The following is a 16,143-nucleotide window of genomic DNA, read 5'->3' on the forward strand; positions in this document are numbered from 1 at the left end:
GCGGCGCGGCGCTTCGCCACCGCGCCGCGCGGACGGCCAGGGGCCGCCTGCCACCTGGGGCCCCGCGGGTGCCCGGACCCCGCGGCTTCAGCTGATTGCTTCGGTGCGGTCCTGCGGGGCCGCGTCGCCTTCCAGCGGCGCCCGGGGCTTTTGCAGCTTGATGTGCGCGGCCAGCCCGCCCGAGGTGGTGTTGGCCAGGGCGAAGATGCCGCCCATGCGCTGCACCGTCTTGTCGACGATGGCCAGGCCCAGGCCGGCGCCCGTGGCCGCCGTGCGCGCGGCATCGCCGCGGAAGAACGGCTTGATCAGGTTGGGGATGGCCTCCGGTGCCACGCCCATGCCGTGGTCGCGCACCTTCAGCAGCACCCACTCGTTGCGGGACTTGGCGGCCAGATCGACCACCGCGATGCCGGTCTCCGGCGTCTTGCCGTAACGGCGCGCGTTCTCCAGCAGGTTGGAGATCACGCGGGCGAGTTCCACCTCGTCGGCCAGGACGTACAGGCTCCTGGACACGTCGACGTTGATGCGCATGTCGCCATGGTCCTGGACCGCATAGACGCAGGCGTCGACCACGTCGCGCAGGCACACCGGCTTGAGCTCGGCATGGTCGGGGCGGGCGTAGTCGAGGAACTTGTCGATGATGGCGTCGAGCTGGTCGATGTCGGCCGCCATGTGCTCGCGGGCGTCGGCATCGGCGACGCTCATCTCCGTTTCCAGCCGCAGCCGCGCCAGCGGGGTGCGCAGGTCGTGCGAGATGCCGGCCAGCATCACGGCCCGGTCCTGCTCGATCTTGGCCAGCTGCTGCGCCATGCGGTTGAAGCCGATGTTCACCTCGCGGATCTCGCTGGTGACGGCACGCTCGTCGAGGCGGCTGGCGTCGAAATCGCCGTCGCGCACCCGGCTGGCGGCGAACGACAGCTGCTTGAGCGGCCGGTTGATCAGCCGGGCGATCAAAGCGGCGCCGGCCAGTGACAGCCCCGCCGCCGTGATCAGCCAGATCAGCCAGGTCTTGCCGCCGACCTGCGTGAAGCGGTTGCGGTCCATCAGCAGCCAGTAGGCATCGGCGTCGATCTTGAAGCCGACCCAGAAGCCCTTCTCGCCGTTGACGGTGGACGCCAGGACGGTACCCGGCCCGAGCCGGCCGACCAGTTCGTCGGCAATGCGCTGGTCGAGCGCGCTCGAATCGAACAGCATGTACACGTCGGTCGGCTTGCTGGGCAGGATGCGCACGCCTTCCTGCTCGGCCAGGGTCTTGATGAGCGAGACCCGGGCGATCGCATCGGAGTAGCGCAGCGCGGCCCTGCTCAGGTTCACCAGGGACGCGATCTGCTGCGCGGTCTGCACCGCGCGCGGCTCGAACTCGAGCGCGCGGAAGGTCTGCAGCCAGGCCACGATCGAGCCGATCAGCAGCAGCGACAGCAGGAAGAACGTGCGCCAGAACAGCGACAGGCCGACGCGCGGGCGCATCTCGAGCGGCGCGGGCGCCGTCTCGAGCGGCGCCGGGCCGGTGGCGTCGATGCTGGTGGAAACCCCTCGGATCATGTGAACGTGCGCAAGACGAAATGACGCGGGCCGCGCCCGGCTGGTTGAACTGCGAGTGTCATCTCGTCAATGGATGCGGCGCAGCCATTCTGGCATTGCCGCGCCCGGGCGGGGGCTCAGCCCGCGCCGTCCGGCACGAAGACGTAGCCGACACCCCACACGGTCTGGATGTAGCGCGGCGCGGCCGGATCCAGCTCGACCAGCTTGCGCAGGCGGGAGACCTGCACGTCCAGGCTGCGGTCGAACGGCTCGAATTCGCGGCCACGGGCCAGCTGCGCCAGCTTCTCGCGCGACAGCGGCTGGCGGGGGTGGCGCACCAGCGCCTTGAGCATGGCGAATTCGCCGGTCGTCAGCGGCAGTTCGTCGCCGTTCTTGCGCAGCGTGCGGGCGCCCAGATCGAAGGCGAAGGGGCCAAAGGTGACCACTTCGTTCTCGCTGGAGGGCGCGCCGGGCGCTTCCTGGGCGGGCCGGCGGCGCAGGACGGCGTGCACACGGGCCAGCAGTTCGCGCGGGTTGAACGGCTTGCCGAGGTAGTCGTCGGCGCCCACTTCCAGCCCGACGATCCGGTCGACGTCCTCGCCCTTGGCGGTCAGCATGATGATGGGCGTGCGGTCGTTGGCGGCGCGCAGACGGCGGCAGATGGAGAGCCCGTCCTCGCCGGGCATCATCAGGTCGAGCACGATCAGGTCGGCGGTCTCCCGGAGCATCAGCCGGTTGAGGGCCTTGCCGTCCTCGGCGAGGATGACTTCGAAGCCTTCCTGGGTCAGGTAGCGCCTGAGCAGGTCGCGGATACGCGCATCGTCGTCGACCACCAGGATCTTGTCAGTGCGGGCTGCGGCTTGTGTCATGATGCTCCAAATCGTATTTGTAACAGCGGCGATTCTGAAGGCCCCGCCAGCCCCCGTGCGGCGTTTTCCGGGGGTGACTGACATACTGTTACATAAGTTGCCCCGCCTGGGAACGAATCACTTTGGTACGGTGAACCGAGCGTCGCAACGCACGTTGAGCACACATGACACCATTTTCCCAACGCATCCGGATTCTCCCGCTCACCGTTCTGCTGGCCTCAACCGGCGCCTGGGCCCAGATCCAGCCGGTGCCCGAGAACGTGCTCCAGCTGTCCGCCAGCGCGACCGTCGAAGTCCCGCAGGACCTCTTGGCTTTGCAGCTCCAGGTCACCCGTGAAGGCACGGACGCGGCCCAAGTCCAGACCCATCTCAAGGGCGTGCTCGACGCCGCCCTGGTCGAGGCGCGCAAGGTCGCCCAGCCGGGCCAGCTGGATGTGCGCACCGGCAATTTCACCGTGTCGCCGCGCTACGGCCGGGATGGCCGCATCACCGCCTGGCAGGGAACTGCCGAGCTGCTGCTGGAGGGCACCGATTTCGCACGGATCAGCCAGGCCGCAGGCCGGATCCCGGGCATGGCAGTGTCCCAGGCTGCTTTCCGGCTGAGCCGGGGGCAGCGGGAACTGGCTGAGCGGGATGCGCAGGCACAGGCCGTTGCCAGCTTCCGCGCCAAGGCCGGCGAGCTGGCGCGGGGCTTCGGCTTCGGCGGCTACACGCTGCGCGAAGTCTCCGTCCAGGCGGCCGACCAGGGCATGCCGCCGCGGCCGCGGATGCTCGCCATGGAGGCCAAGTCGGCTGCGGCCGACGCAGCCGTTCCCGTCGAGGCAGGCCGTGCCTCCGTGCTGGTGAACGTGTCGGGTTCCGTACAGCTGCGGTAGGCAACGTCCGACGCTGCACCAGCGGCCTCGCCCCTAAGCTGGGCTGCCATGCTTGCCGCGCAAACAGACGATCTCGCGACCGATGCGACTCCCGCCTCGGGCCCCGAGCTGTTCGTGGTGATCAACCCCGGCTCCGGCGAACACGACTCGCAGCAAACGCGGGACACCCTGGCGCGGGTGTTCGACGAGGCCGGCCGCCGGCACCGGTTCGTGGCCGTGTCCGGTCCGTCAGACCTCGCCCAGGCCGCCGACCGGGCGGCGCAGCAGGCGCGCGGTTGCGGCGGCGCCATCGTGGCGGTCGGCGGCGACGGCACCATCAACACCGTGGCGCAGGCGGCATGGCGCCACGGGTGCATGCTGGGCGTGCTGCCGCAAGGCACGTTCAATCTGTTCGGGCGCGACCACGGGATCGCCCAGGAGCTCGAAGCGGCCGCCCGCGCACTGCTGAATGCGCGTCCCGGGCCGGTGCAGGTCGGCGAGGTCAACGACCGGCTGTTCCTGGTCAACGCGAGCCTGGGCCTGTACCCGCAGCTGCTGCAGGACCGCGAAACCTTCAAGCGGCAGTTCGGGCGGCACCGCTGGGTGGCCATCCTGTCGGGGCTGGTCACGCTGTTTGAGTGGCGGCGCCAGCTGTCGCTGGAGATCGAAATGGACGGCGAACGCACCCGCGTCACGACGCCCACGCTGTTCGTCGGCAACAACCGGCTGCAACTCGGACGCATCGGCATCGCGCCGGAGGTGGTGGGGCGGGTGGGACAGGAGCGACTTGCCGCGGTCATGCCCAAGCCGATCGGCACCCTGACGATGGTGTGGCTGATGCTGCGCGGGGCGTTCGGGCGCCTCGGCGAGGCCGAGCAGGTGCACAGCTTCGCGTTCCGCTCGCTCAAGGTGAACGTGCTCGGCATGCGCAAGCTGAAGGTCGCAGCCGACGGCGAGGTGGGCGTGATGCGTCCGCCGCTGCGGTTCGCGGTCGCGTCACGCCCGCTGACCCTGCTGCAGCCAGCGCCGCAGGACAAGGTGCCCATCGAATGACGTCGTGGCAGTCCGGCTGGGAGCGGCATTGAGCCTGCTAATCCACATCTCCGACACCCATTTCGGGACCGAGAAACCGCCTGTCGTCGCCGCCCTCGTGGCGCTGGCGCGCGAGCGGCGACCCGACGTGCTGGTCTTCAGCGGTGACGTGACGCAGCGGGCGCGCCAGTCCGAGTTCGCCGCCGCCGCCGACTTCTGCCGGGAGCTCGGGATCGCCAGGATGCTGGCGCTGCCGGGCAACCACGACATCCCGCTGTTCGACGTGGTCGGCCGCCTGTTCCGGCCGTACGCAGGCTACCTCGAGGCCTTCGGGCCGCGGCTGGAACCGTTCGTGGAAACCCAGGACCTGTTCGTGGTTGGCGTGAACACCACCCGCCCGAACCGCCACAAGAACGGCGTGGTGTCCGCCGAGCAGGTGGCACGCGTGTCCAGCCAGCTGCGCCAGGCGCGCCGCGGACAGCTGCGGATCGTGGTCACGCACCAGCCCGCCGCCGTGTCGAGGCCCGAGGACGAGCATGACCGCCTGCGCGGCGCGGGGCCCGCGCTGCAGGCCTGGTCGGTCGCGGGCGCAGACCTCGTGCTGGGCGGTCACATCCACCTGCCTTACGTGCTGGACCTGGCGACGGGGCCGCAGGCCGTGGCCCGGCCGATGTGGTGCGTGCAAGCCGGCACGGCCGTCTCGGAGCGCGTGCGCCACGGCACGTGCAATTCGGTCAACCTGATCGAGTGGAGCACGCCGCGGGCGGGTGAACCGCGCCGCTGCGCCGTGGAACGATGGGACTACTCCGCCAAGGCCGGCGGCTTCGAAACGGCCGAGCGGCGGATCCTGCCGCTGGCCTGAACGGTCACTGCGCGGCCCAGCCGCCGTCCATGTTCCAGGCCACGCCGCGCACGTTGTTGGCGGCCGCCGAACAGAAGAACACGGCCAGCTCGCCCAGCTCCTCGGGGGTGGTGAACTGCATGGAGGGCTCCTTCTCGCCGAGCAGGCGGCGCGTGGCTTCCTCGTTCGTCCATCCGTTCGCGGCGGCCTTCGCGTCCACCTGCTTCTGCACCAGCGGCGTGAGCACCCAGCCCGGGCAGATGGCGTTGCAGGTGACGCCGGTCGTGGCGGTCTCGAGTGCGACCACCTTGGTCATGCCGACGATGCCGTGCTTGGCGGCCACGTAGGCCACCTTCTCGGCCGAGGCGACCAGGCCGTGCACCGAGGCGACGTTGATGATGCGGCCCCAGTTGGCCGCCTTCATCGCGGGGAGGGCGAGCCGGGTGGCGTGGAACGCACTGGACAGGTTGATGGCGATGACGGCATCCCAGCGCTCCGGCGGGAAATCCTCGACCTTTGCCACGTGCTGGATGCCGGCGTTGTTGATCAGAATGTCGACGCGGCCGAACTGCGCGGCGGCGTACTGCATCATGGCCTCGATCTCCGCGGGCTTGCTCATGTCCGCGCCGTGGTAGCCGACGCGCACGCCCAGCCGGGCCACCTCGGCCTTGGGGCCCTCGGTGTCGCCGAAACCGTTGAGCACGATGTTCGCGCCCTGCCGGGCCAGGGCCAGGGCGATGCCCAATCCGATGCCGCTGGTGGAGCCCGTGACGAGGGCGGTCTTGCCTTTGAGCATGTGGCTGTCTCCGTGTGATTGGTACGATGCGCAACGCGGGCGCGAGCCGAGCCCGCGAGTATCGGACGTTTCCCTCGCCATGCCCCCTACGCTGAACTACGTACCCTGCGCCGACGCCTCGGGTGGGCACCGCATGGCGTACTGGGCCTGGGGTGATGCGGCGGCGCCGCGGGCGGTGGTCTGTGTGCATGGCCTGGCCCGGCAGGGCCGCGACTTCGACGTGCTCGCGCGGGCGCTGGTCGAACGGGCCGGCGGGCGAGTGCGCGTGGTCTGTCCCGACGTCGTCGGGCGCGGCCGCAGCGAGTGGCTGAAGGATCCGCAGGGCTACGACCTGCGGACCTACGTGGCCGACATGCTGGCCCTGATCGGGGCGCTGCAGGCGCAGGCGCCGTTGGCCGAGCTGTCCTGGGTGGGCACCAGCATGGGCGGACTGATCGGCATGGCGATCGCCGGCACCCCCAAGCTGCCGCTGCCGGTGCCCGTGGCACGCCTGGTCCTGAACGATGTCGGCCCGGTCATCCAGTGGCAGGCGCTGCAGCGCATCGGCACCTACCTCGGCAACACCGGGCGCTTCGACACGGTGCAGCAGGCCGCGGACGCGCTGTGGCAGATCTCGCGCAGTTTCGGACCGCACACGGCGGCGCAGTGGCTGGAGCTCTCCGAGCCCATGGTGCGCCCGCTGCCGGAGGGCGGCTGGACGCTGCACTACGACCCGGCCATCGCGGTGCCCTTCCGCAGCGTCACGGAAGCTTCGGCGGCCGAGGGGCAGGCCGCGCTGTGGGCGCTCTACGACGCGATCGAGGCGCCCACGCTGCTGCTGCGCGGCGGCGACTCGGACCTGCTCGCGCGGGACACCGCGCAGGCCATGGCCGCGCGTGGCCCCTGCGCGCAGGTCGTCGAATTCGAAGCCGTGGGCCACGCCCCGACCCTGGTCGCGCCGGACCAGGTGGACGCCGTCGCATCGTTCCTGCTGCGGCCATGAAGACCCTGCTGGCCGAGCCACCGGACAGCGGCACGGTTCCCGAACTGATCGCCGCGACGGAGCATGCGCTGCCGCGGCAGGCGCATGCGCTGGCGCGCGCCCGCGCCTTCGCCGAGCCGTTCATCGCGAGCGAGACGCTGGACACGGGCGAGAACACGCTGGCGCATGCCGACGCGGTCGCCGGCATCCTGCGGTCCATGGGCGGTGCCGAGGCGATGCAGGCGGCCAGCTACCTTGTCTATGCCTGGCCGCACCTGGCCCGGCCGCAGGAGGTGATCGCCAAGGCCTTCGGCGACAGCTATGCCGCGCTGGCCAGGGAGACCACCGAGCTGGTGCGCGTGCAGCGGCAGGCCCGCTCGGCACAGGACGCCGGGCGCCCGCTCGACGATCCGCGCGTGCAGACCGAGAACGTGCGCAAGATGCTGCTGGCGTTCTCGCGCGACCTGCGGGTCGTCATGCTGCGCCTGGCTTCGCGACTGCAGACGCTGCGCTGGCACGCATCGCAGAAGAGCGTGGCGCCGCCGAGCATCGCGCGCGAGTCGCTGCACGTGTTCGCGCCCCTGGCCAATCGCCTGGGGATCTGGCAGGTCAAGTGGGAGATGGAGGACCTCGCGTTCCGCTTCCTGGAACCCGAAACCTACAAGCAGGTCGCGCGGCTCCTGGACGAGAAGCGGGCCGAGCGGGAGGTCTACGTCGAGCAGCTGCGCCACGAACTGGAGGCGGAGCTCCAGCGGCAGGACATCGCCGCCCAGGTGCAGGGCCGGCCCAAGCACATCTACAGCATCGTCAAGAAGATGCGCGGCAAGTCGCTGGACTTCGAGCGCGTGTTCGATGTGCGCGCGCTGCGCGTGATCGTGCCGCGCGTCGCCGACTGCTACGCCGCGCTGTCGTGGGTGCACCAGCGCTTCGAGCCGATCGTGTCGGAGTTCGACGACTACATCGCCAAGCCCAAGCCGAACGGCTACCAGTCGCTGCACACCGTGGTGCGCGACGGGTCCGGGCGGCCGATCGAGATCCAGATCCGCACCCAGGCCATGCACGAGCATGCCGAGCACGGCGTCGCTGCGCACTGGGCGTACAAGGAGGCGGGGGCGAAGGGCTACGCCGGCGTGGCGGCGGCGGGCGAGTACGACGCGAAGATCGCCGTGCTGCGCCAGCTCCTGGCATGGGAGCGCGACCTCGCCGGGGCGACGCAAGGGCTGTTCGAGGACCGGATCTACGTGCTCACGCCCGACGCCGCGATCGTGGAGCTGCCGCAGGGCGCCACGCCCGTGGACTTTGCCTACAGCGTGCACACCAACCTCGGGCACCGCTGCCGCGGGGCCCGCGTCGACGGCGCGATGGTGCCGCTGAACACCGTGCTGCAGAACGGCCAGACGGTCGAGATCATCACGGTCAAGGAAGGCGGCCCGTCGCGCGACTGGCTGAACGCCGAGCTGAAGTTCCTGGCCAGCCATCGTGCCAAGGCCAAGGTGCGCGCCTGGTTCAACGAACAGCTGCGCCACGAGACGATCTCCCGCGGCCGGGAAGCGGTGGAGAAGCTGCTGCAGCGCGAGGGACGCACGGCCATGAAGCAGGCCGACCTGGCCGCACAGCTGGGGTTCAAGACGGCCGACGACCTGTTCTTCGTGGTGGGGAAGGACGAGTTCTCGCTGCGCAACATCGAGACGCTGCTCAACCCGCCCGAGGCACCGCTCCCGCCCGACGAGTACCTGCTGCTGAAGAAGGCGAGGGCTCCCGAGAAGGTGGCCAAGGGCGGCGTGCTGGTGGTCGGCATCGATTCGCTGATGACCCAGCTGGCGCGCTGCTGCAAGCCAGCTCCGCCCGACGCGATCGCCGGCTTCGTCACGCGCGGCAAGGGCGTGAGCATCCACCGCAACGACTGCAGCAACTTCCGCGAGCTCGCTTCGCGCCACGGCGAACGCGTGATCGAGGTGGAGTGGGGCCGCCCCAAGTCGGACGGCGCAGCCGTCTACCCGGTCGACGTGTCGGTCGAGGCCGCCGACCGGCAGGGCCTGCTGCGCGACATCTCGGAAGTGTTCGCCAAGGAAAAGATGAACGTCGTGGGTGTGCAGACGCAGTCGGTCAAGGGCACCGCCTGGATGACGTTCACGGTGGAGATCGGCGATTCGGCGCGACTCGGACGGGTGCTGGGAATGGTGGCCGAGGTGCCCGGCGTGCGCACCGCGCGCCGGCGCTGAGCACTTCCAGGAGACGTGCGTTCGCGGTCTGCTACAATCGTGGGCTTCAACACCCCAGGCGCGTAGCTCAGCTGGTTAGAGCACCACCTTGACATGGTGGGGGTCGTTGGTTCGAGTCCAATCGCGCCTACCACTGCCTTGCCGGCCATCGGCAAGACCCTTCGGGGTCCGGCAGTCTTCCATCCCGTTCCATGCAGCCCTGAGGGGCTTGCATGCGTCGGCACGGCGGCCACGACCGCCGCGGCCGGGCTCCGGGTAAACCTTGGGGATGCGTCGATGGCCGCCTCCTAGAATCTGTTGCACTGCGCAAACACATCATGCGGCGCGCGTCGCCCGCCGCACATGCCAGGAGTCGCCCCCGTGCAAAGCAAGAAAGCCAGTGCCGCCCCGCCGGCGCAGCGCGTCATCAAGAAGTATCCCAACCGGCGGCTCTACGACACCGACACCTCGACCTACATCACGCTGGCCGAGATCAAGCGGCTGGTCATGGACAGCGAGCCGTTCGTGGTGCGCGACGCCAAGACGAACGAGGACCTCACCCGCAGCATCCTGCTGCAGGTCATCCTGGAGGAGGAGGCAGGTGGCGCGCCGATGTTCAGCGAGGCCGCGCTGGCCAACATCATCCGGTTCTACGGTCATGCCGCGCAGGGCTTCATGGGCAGCTACATCGAGAAGAACGTCCAGGCGTTCACCGACCTGCAGGCCCAGCTGGCGCAGCAGTCCAAGCAGCTGACCCCCGAGATGTGGGCCCAGTTCGTGAACATGCAGAACCCGATGATGGGCACCTACGTCGAGCAGTCCAAGGCCATGTTCGAGAAGATGCAGGAGCAGATGCAGAAGCAGACCGAGCAGATGCTCGGCGCCTTCGGCGTCAAGCGCTGAGTTCGCACGGGTGCCGGCCATCGGCCGGCGCGCCCGTGCTCCCCGCCGCGGGCGTGCTCCTCCCGCCGCGCAACCCCCACATCCCTGCTGGAAGGTCTTCGACCGGCCCGAGGGACAATACGCAACATGAGTGAAGTTTCCGCGGGCGAGGCCCGTTCCCCGAAGGTCGGCTTCGTCAGCCTCGGCTGCCCGAAGGCGCTGACCGACTCCGAGCTGATCCTGACCCAGCTGAGCGCCGAGGGCTACCAGACCTCCAAGACGTTCGAGGGCGCCGATCTGGTGATCGTCAACACCTGCGGGTTCATCGACGACGCCGTCAAGGAGAGCCTGGACACCATCGGCGAAGCGCTGTCGGGCAACGGGCGCGTCATCGTCACCGGTTGTCTGGGCGCCCGCGAAGGCGACGGCGGCGGCAACCTGGTGCGGCAGATGCATCCGTCGGTGCTGGCCGTGACGGGCCCGCATGCCACCCAGGAGGTGATGGACGCGGTGCACACGCACCTGCCCAAGCCGCACGACCCGTTCATCGACCTGGTGCCGGCCGCTGGCATCAAGCTGACACCGAAGCACTACGCCTATCTCAAGATCAGCGAGGGCTGCAACCACCGCTGCACCTTCTGCATCATCCCGTCGATGCGCGGCGACCTGGTCAGCCGACCGATCGGCGACGTGCTGAAGGAGGCGCGCGCGCTCTTCGAGGGCGGCGTCAAGGAGCTGCTGGTCGTCAGCCAGGACACGTCGGCCTACGGCGTCGATGTCAAGTACCGCACCGGCTTCTTCGATGGGCGTCCGGTGAAGACGCGCCTGCTGGAGCTGGTGCAGGCGCTGGGCGAACTGGCGCAGCCTTTCGGCGCGTGGGTGCGGCTGCACTACGTCTACCCTTACCCGTCGGTGGACGACGTGATGCCGTTGATGGCCGGCGGCGCGGTGCTTCCGTACCTGGACGTGCCGTTCCAGCACAGCCACCCCGACGTGCTGCGTCGCATGAAGCGCCCGGCCAGTGGCGAGCGCAACCTGGAGCGGATCCAGCGCTGGCGCGAAGCCTGCCCCGAGCTGGTGGTGCGCAGCACGTTCATCGCCGGCTTCCCGGGCGAGACGGAGGCGGAGTTCCAGCACCTGCTGGACTTCGTGCGTGAGGCGCAGATCGATCGGGCGGGCTGCTTTGCCTACAGCCCGGTCGTGGGGGCGGCCGCCAACGAACTGCCCGGCATGGTGCCGGCCGAACTCCGCGAGGAGCGCCGGACGCGCTTCATGGCGGTGGCCGAGCAGGTGTCGGCCGAGCGGCTGCGCCGCCGCATCGGGGCGACGATGCAGGTGCTGGTGGACTCCGCCCCGGGCCTGGGCCGCAAGGGCGGTGTCGGCCGAAGCTACGCGGACGCCCCGGAGATCGACGGCACGGTCCGGTTGCTGCCACCCGAAAAGCTGAGCAAGCAACTGCGGGCCGGCGAGTTCACCAGGGCGCGCATCGTGGCGGCCGAAGGACACGATCTGGTGGGGGTGCCGGTCTGACCGGCCAAAAAAAAGGCCGCCTGCATTGCAAGCGGCCTGTCATCAAAGACAAAGCCGGCGTGGCCGGCTTTATCATCTGTCTGGTGCCCAGGAAGGGACTCGAACCCCCACGATGTTACTCGCTAGTACCTGAAACTAGTGCGTCTACCAATTCCGCCACCTGGGCATTTCAGGAAAGAAAAGGATTCTAGCATCAAAAATAACGGACAACAAACGGCAGGCCTGCTCGATGAAATCGAAGGCGTGATCCAGGGGCATCGCGACGGCCACGGCTACGTGGTTCGCGACGATGGCGAGACCGATCTCTACCTCCCGCCCAACGAGATGCGGGCGGTGTTGCACAAGGACCGGGTGCGCGCCCGCATCGTCCGGCACGACCGTCGCGGTCGGCCGGAGGGGCGGGTCGTCGAGATCGTCGAGCGGCCGCCGCAGCCGATCATCGGCAGGCTGCTGCACGAGAGCGGTGTCTGGCTGGTCGCCCCCGAGGACAAGCGCTACGGCCAGGACGTGCTGATTCCCAAGGGCGCCACCGGCACGGCCAAGCCGGGCCAGGTGGTGGTGGTCGAACTCACCGAACCGCCCAGTCTTTACGGACAGCCGGTCGGCCGCATCAAGGAAGTGCTGGGCGAGATCGACGACCCCGGCATGGAGATCGAGATCGCGGTGCGCAAGTACGGCGTGCCGCACGAGTTCTCCGAGGCGTGCATCGCGATGGCCCGCACGCTGCCCGACAAGGTGCGGCCTGCTGACCGCAAGCACCGGGTGGACCTGACGGACGTTCCGCTGGTCACGATCGACGGCGAGGACGCGCGCGACTTCGACGATGCCGTCTACTGCGAGCCCGCCAAGGTCGGCCGTGGCAAGGGCTGGCGTCTGCTGGTGGCCATCGCCGACGTCAGCCACTACGTCGAGACGGGCAGTGCGATCGACATCGACGCCTACGACCGCGCCACCAGCGTGTACTTCCCGCGGCGGGTGATCCCGATGCTGCCGGAGAAGCTGTCCAACGGCCTGTGCTCGTTGAACCCCGAAGTCGATCGCCTGTGCATGGTGTGCGACATGCTCATCGCCTCGACCGGCGAGATCCAGGCCTACCAGTTCTACCCGGCGGTGATGTGGAGCCATGCACGCCTCACGTACACCGAGGTGGCGGCGATCCTGGCCAACACCCGGGGACCGGAGGCCCAGCGTCGCAAGGAGCGGGTGGGCGACCTGATCAACCTGCACGACGTGTACCGGGCGCTGCTCAAGGCGCGCGAGGTGCGCGGGGCCGTGGACTTCGAGACGACCGAGACCCAGATCGTCTGCGACGAGAACGGCCGCATCGAGAAGATCGTGCCGCGCACGCGCAACGACGCGCATCGGTTGATCGAGGAAGCCATGCTCGCGGCGAACGTGTGCGCGGCCGACTTCATCCAGGAGGGCAAGCATCCCGGGCTGTACCGGGTGCACGAAGGCCCGACGCCGGAGAAGAAGGAGATCCTGCGCAACTACCTGAAGGCCATGGGCGTCGGCCTGACCATCAGCGACGAGCCGATGCCCGGTGAGTTCCAGAAGATTGCCCTGGCGACCAAGGAACGGCCCGATTCGCAGCAGATCCACACGATGCTGCTGCGCTCGATGCAGCAGGCGATCTACACGCCGATCAACAGCGGCCACTTCGGGCTGGCTTACGACGCCTACACGCACTTCACCAGCCCGATCCGGCGCTACCCCGACCTGCTGGTCCACCGCGTCATCAAGGCCATCCTCGCCAAGGGGCACTACACGCTGCCCGCGCTGCCGACGCCGGGCGAGGCGCACGAGAAGCTGGCCCGCCGTCTGGCCAGCCGCGTGGCCGCGCCCGGGCAGAAGCCGAAGAAGCCGGTCGTCAACAGCCGCGAGGTGCAGGCCTGGGAAGCGGCCGGCCTGCACTGCAGCGCCAACGAGCGGCGCGCCGACGAGGCCAGTCGCGACGTCGAGGCTTGGCTCAAGTGCAAGTACATGCGCGAGCATCTCGGCGAGGAATACGGCGGCGTGGTCAGTGCGGCCACCACCTTCGGCATCTTCGTCACGCTCGACGCGCTCTACGTCGAAGGTCTGGTGCACATCACCGAGCTGGGCGGCGAGTACTTCAAGTTCGACGAGACGCGCCAGGAACTGCGCGGCGAACGCACGGGCATCCGCTACGCCATCGGCACGCGGGTGCGGGTGCAGGTGAGCCGTGTCGACCTGGATGGCCGCAAGATCGACTTCCGGCTGGTGCGCGAGGGCGACGACCTGGAGTTGCGTGCAATGCGCGACAAGGGCGCGTCGGCCGGTGCCGCGGCCAAGGGCACGGCCAAGCGGGCCGCCAAGAAGGCCGTCAAGGCAGGCGACCGGTCGCCGATCCAGTCGCTCACGGCGGCGGTGAAGAAGGCCGCTGCGTCCAAGGGCAAGAGCCGCAAGAGCCGGCGCTGAACCACAGGAGGAGATCAGGATGCAGAACAACCAGGAGAACCAGGGCGGCCGGGTGGCCATCGTCACCGGCGGCGGCAGCGGCGTCGGCAAGGCTGCGGCGCTGGCCTTGCTGGGCGCCGGCTGGCGCGTGGCCGTGGCGGGCCGCCGGGAGGACCCGTTGCGCGCCACCCTTGCCGAGGCGGCGGGTGGCGAGGGCTTGGCCGTCCCCACGAACGTGGCCGATCCGGCATCCGTGCAGGTCCTGTTCGATCGAACGGTCCGGCAGTGGGGGCGCGTCGACCTGCTGTTCAACAACGCCGGCGTGAACGCGCCCGGCGTGCCGCTGGAGGACCTCCCGGTCGAGAAGTGGCGCGAGGTGGTGGACACCAATCTGAACGGCATGTTCTATGCCATCCAGTGTGCGTTCCGCGTGATGAAGGCGCAGTCGCCGCGCGGCGGCCGCATCATCAACAACGGGTCGATCTCGGCGCATGCGCCGCGGCCTGGCTCGATCGCCTACACGGCGACCAAGCACGCGGTCAGTGGGCTGACCAAGACCGCTTCGCTCGACGGTCGCAAGTACGACATCGCGGTCGGGCAGATCGACATCGGCAACGCCGCCACCGAGATGGCAATGCGCATGGCCAAGGGCGTGCCGCAGGCCAACGGCGAGATCGCGGTCGAGCCGCTGATGGACGTGAACATCGTCGGCCAGTCGGTGCTCTACATGGCCAATCTGCCGCTCGAGGCGAACGTGCTGTTCCACACCGTCATGGCCACGAAGATGCCTTTCGTGGGCCGCGGCTAGAGCGGCGTCGCGGCGCGGGCGAGGTCGCCCGCCGTCAGCGTGCGTGGCGAGATCCAGCCATCGGCCACCTGGCCGTGGCGGTAGGCGACGCCGCACGCCGCCTCGAACGCCGGTGTGCCGGCTGCCAGGGCGGCCGCCACCCAGCCCGCCAGCACGTCGCCGGTGCCGCCGGTGGCCAACCGGGCGTTGCCGGTCGGGTTGAGCGCCGGTGGGCGGCCGGGGGCCGCCGCCACGGAGCCGGATCCCTTCAGCAGCACGGTGCAGCGGAACCGCTGCGCCAGCTCTCGCGCGCTGCCCAAGCGGTCCGACTGCACCTCGCGGGTGGTCGCGCCCAGTAGCCGTGCGGCTTCGAGCGGGTGGGGCGTGAGGACGGTGCTGCCCTCGCGCGCCCGCAGCTGCGCCTGCAGCGCAGGCTCCGCGGCGACGGCATTGAGCCCGTCGGCATCGAGCACCAGGGACTTCGCGCGCGTCAGCACCTGGGGCAGCACGCTGGCCACGGCGGCGCCGCCGCCACAGCCGCAAGCCACGGCCAGCGACTCCAACGGCAGCGTCGACCAGTCCCGGAGCATCACTTCGGCCGCGGCGGGGCCGCGCGCATCGGAGAGGGCGCCCAGGAACACGCGGCCGGCGCCGGCGTGAAGCGCGGCCGTCGCGGCGAGCGCGGCGGCGCCTTCCATGCCGGGCGCACCGCCGATCACCGCGACGTCGCCCCAGGTGCCCTTGTGGCTCGCGTGCGCCCGGGGCGTCGCCAGCGGGGGACCACTGCACCAGGCAGAGGCCGTGTCGGCAGGCGCTGCAACGCCGAGGCCGTCGAACCACACCTGTCCCGCGGCATCCCGGCCGCCGCCGGTGAAGAGTCCGGGCTTCAGTGTCAGCAGGCTGAGCGTGTGGCTCGCGCGGACGGCTTCTCCGTCGCCGGTGTCGGCCGCCAGGCCGGTCGGCACATCGACCGCCAGGACGGGCCGGCATGCCACGTTGATCCTTGCCACGAGCGCCGCGATCGGTCCCTGCAGGGGACGCGCGGTGCCGATTCCGAGCAGCGCATCGACACAGAGGTCCCAGTCGGCGGGTGGATCGCGCGCGACCGGAACGCCGGCCTGCCGCGCACGTCGCCAGGCCATGGCGGCGTCCGGCGGGAAGGCTTCCGGCGCACTGGCGAGGGTCACCGTCACCTGCTTGCCCCATTGCCGCAGATGGAGGGCGGCCTCCAGGCCGTCACCGCCATTGTTGCCGGGGCCGCAGGCCAGCCACACATGGCGCGCGTGTGGGGCGACGGCCAGCGCGAGCCGGGCCGTGGCGAGTCCGGCGCGCTGCATCAGCGTGTGGGCGGGGAGGGAGGCAGCGGCCGCGTGCTCGAGGCGCCGCGTGGCAGCGACGTCGAACAGCGGCCACCGACGATCGGCCGTGACCCGTTGCATGCGGCGATTGTG

At 69.8% G+C, this 16,143-nt stretch carries 13 protein-coding genes and 2 tRNA genes; 10 read left to right on the forward strand and 5 right to left on the reverse strand.

Features of this window, described 5'->3' with window-relative positions; translation table 11 throughout:
- Positions 1-87 precede the first annotated feature (87 nt).
- Together VFE82_RS06785 and ompR are read right to left on the reverse strand one after the other, a co-directional pair.
- Entirely contained in the window at positions 88-1,542 is a 1,455-nt protein-coding gene (locus tag VFE82_RS06785; protein ID WP_324999498.1) for a sensor histidine kinase, read from the reverse strand.
- A 116-nt stretch (positions 1,543-1,658) separates the two neighbouring features.
- Positions 1,659-2,390, reverse strand: coding sequence for a two-component system response regulator OmpR (ompR, locus tag VFE82_RS06790; RefSeq protein WP_324999499.1), 732 nt, complete (start codon positions 2,388-2,390; stop codon positions 1,659-1,661).
- Between the two features lie 164 nt (positions 2,391-2,554).
- Here ompR and VFE82_RS06795 point away from each other — a divergent pair, with 164 nt between their 5' ends.
- Genes VFE82_RS06795 through VFE82_RS06805 form a run of 3 tightly spaced genes read left to right on the forward strand, consistent with a single transcriptional unit; the run spans position 2,555 to position 5,138 of the window.
- Positions 2,555-3,265 carry an SIMPL domain-containing protein gene (locus VFE82_RS06795; protein ID WP_324999500.1) on the forward strand — a complete coding sequence of 237 codons (711 nt, stop codon included), beginning with the start codon at positions 2,555-2,557 and terminating at the stop codon, positions 3,263-3,265.
- A gap of 48 nt (positions 3,266-3,313) precedes the next feature.
- On the forward strand, positions 3,314-4,297 hold the full coding sequence (locus VFE82_RS06800) for a diacylglycerol/lipid kinase family protein (RefSeq protein ID WP_324999501.1): 984 nt from the start codon (positions 3,314-3,316) through the stop codon (positions 4,295-4,297).
- Positions 4,298-4,325: 28 nt separating this feature from the next.
- The gene (locus tag VFE82_RS06805; RefSeq protein WP_324999502.1) at positions 4,326-5,138 is read left to right on the forward strand and encodes a metallophosphoesterase; all 813 of its coding nucleotides are present in this window, start codon (positions 4,326-4,328) and stop codon (positions 5,136-5,138) included.
- A 4-nt stretch (positions 5,139-5,142) separates the two neighbouring features.
- On the opposite strand, the gene VFE82_RS06810 is transcribed toward VFE82_RS06805, so the two are convergent.
- Positions 5,143-5,913, reverse strand: a complete 771-nt coding sequence (locus tag VFE82_RS06810) for a 3-hydroxybutyrate dehydrogenase (protein ID WP_324999503.1) — start codon at positions 5,911-5,913, stop codon at positions 5,143-5,145.
- Positions 5,914-5,992: 79 nt separating this feature from the next.
- On the opposite strand from VFE82_RS06810, the gene VFE82_RS06815 reads away from it, so the two are divergent.
- From VFE82_RS06815 to rimO, 5 genes are all read left to right on the forward strand, one after another.
- A complete protein-coding gene (locus VFE82_RS06815; RefSeq protein ID WP_324999504.1) occupies positions 5,993-6,895 on the forward strand; it encodes an alpha/beta hydrolase in 903 nt (300 codons plus the stop codon).
- Complete coding sequence (locus VFE82_RS06820) at positions 6,892-9,096, forward strand: bifunctional (p)ppGpp synthetase/guanosine-3',5'-bis(diphosphate) 3'-pyrophosphohydrolase (protein ID WP_324999505.1); 2,205 nt, start codon at positions 6,892-6,894, stop codon at positions 9,094-9,096. Before VFE82_RS06815 ends, VFE82_RS06820 begins: the two co-directional genes overlap by 4 nt.
- 56 nt (positions 9,097-9,152) lie before the next feature.
- Positions 9,153-9,229, forward strand: a tRNA-Val gene (locus tag VFE82_RS06825).
- A gap of 209 nt (positions 9,230-9,438) precedes the next feature.
- Complete coding sequence (gene phaR / locus VFE82_RS06830) at positions 9,439-9,978, forward strand: polyhydroxyalkanoate synthesis repressor PhaR (protein ID WP_324999506.1); 540 nt, start codon at positions 9,439-9,441, stop codon at positions 9,976-9,978.
- A 126-nt stretch (positions 9,979-10,104) separates the two neighbouring features.
- Positions 10,105-11,487, forward strand: coding sequence for a 30S ribosomal protein S12 methylthiotransferase RimO (gene rimO, locus VFE82_RS06835; protein WP_324999507.1), 1,383 nt, complete (start codon positions 10,105-10,107; stop codon positions 11,485-11,487).
- An 81-nt stretch (positions 11,488-11,568) separates the two neighbouring features.
- Here the strand turns inward: rimO and VFE82_RS06840 are convergent.
- Positions 11,569-11,653 (reverse strand) — tRNA-Leu (locus VFE82_RS06840).
- A gap of 56 nt (positions 11,654-11,709) precedes the next feature.
- Here VFE82_RS06840 and rnr point away from each other — a divergent pair.
- Both rnr and VFE82_RS06850 read left to right on the forward strand, forming a co-directional pair.
- The gene (gene rnr / locus VFE82_RS06845; protein ID WP_414708745.1) at positions 11,710-13,926 is read left to right on the forward strand and encodes a ribonuclease R; all 2,217 of its coding nucleotides are present in this window, start codon (positions 11,710-11,712) and stop codon (positions 13,924-13,926) included.
- 19 nt (positions 13,927-13,945) lie between these two features.
- On the forward strand, positions 13,946-14,713 hold the full coding sequence (locus VFE82_RS06850) for an SDR family oxidoreductase (protein ID WP_324999508.1): 768 nt from the start codon (positions 13,946-13,948) through the stop codon (positions 14,711-14,713).
- Here VFE82_RS06850 and VFE82_RS06855 read toward each other — a convergent pair.
- Positions 14,710-16,131, reverse strand: a complete 1,422-nt coding sequence (locus VFE82_RS06855) for an NAD(P)H-hydrate dehydratase (protein ID WP_324999509.1) — start codon at positions 16,129-16,131, stop codon at positions 14,710-14,712. The genes VFE82_RS06850 and VFE82_RS06855 overlap by 4 nt on opposite strands.
- Positions 16,132-16,143: the final 12 nt, after the last annotated feature.

Origin of the sequence: Ramlibacter sp. (genome assembly GCF_035655895.1) — a bacterium.
GTDB lineage: Bacteria > Pseudomonadota > Gammaproteobacteria > Burkholderiales > Burkholderiaceae_C > Ramlibacter.

Excerpts from the sequence above, each read along its gene's own strand:
- VFE82_RS06855 (WP_324999509.1), bottom strand. The coding sequence starts at position 16,131 with ATGCAACGGGTCACGGCCGATCGTCGGTGGCCGCTGTTCGACGTCGCT.
- VFE82_RS06785 (WP_324999498.1), bottom strand. The coding sequence starts at position 1,542 with ATGATCCGAGGGGTTTCCACCAGCATCGACGCCACCGGCCCGGCGCCG.
- VFE82_RS06795 (WP_324999500.1), top strand. The coding sequence starts at position 2,555 with ATGACACCATTTTCCCAACGCATCCGGATTCTCCCGCTCACCGTTCTG.
- VFE82_RS06850 (WP_324999508.1), top strand. The coding sequence starts at position 13,946 with ATGCAGAACAACCAGGAGAACCAGGGCGGCCGGGTGGCCATCGTCACC.
- VFE82_RS06820 (WP_324999505.1), top strand. The coding sequence starts at position 6,892 with ATGAAGACCCTGCTGGCCGAGCCACCGGACAGCGGCACGGTTCCCGAA.
- VFE82_RS06810 (WP_324999503.1), bottom strand. The coding sequence starts at position 5,913 with ATGCTCAAAGGCAAGACCGCCCTCGTCACGGGCTCCACCAGCGGCATC.
- rimO (WP_324999507.1), top strand. The coding sequence starts at position 10,105 with ATGAGTGAAGTTTCCGCGGGCGAGGCCCGTTCCCCGAAGGTCGGCTTC.
- phaR (WP_324999506.1), top strand. The coding sequence starts at position 9,439 with ATGCCAGGAGTCGCCCCCGTGCAAAGCAAGAAAGCCAGTGCCGCCCCG.
- VFE82_RS06800 (WP_324999501.1), top strand. The coding sequence starts at position 3,314 with ATGCTTGCCGCGCAAACAGACGATCTCGCGACCGATGCGACTCCCGCC.
- VFE82_RS06815 (WP_324999504.1), top strand. The coding sequence starts at position 5,993 with ATGCCCCCTACGCTGAACTACGTACCCTGCGCCGACGCCTCGGGTGGG.
- ompR (WP_324999499.1), bottom strand. The coding sequence starts at position 2,390 with ATGACACAAGCCGCAGCCCGCACTGACAAGATCCTGGTGGTCGACGAC.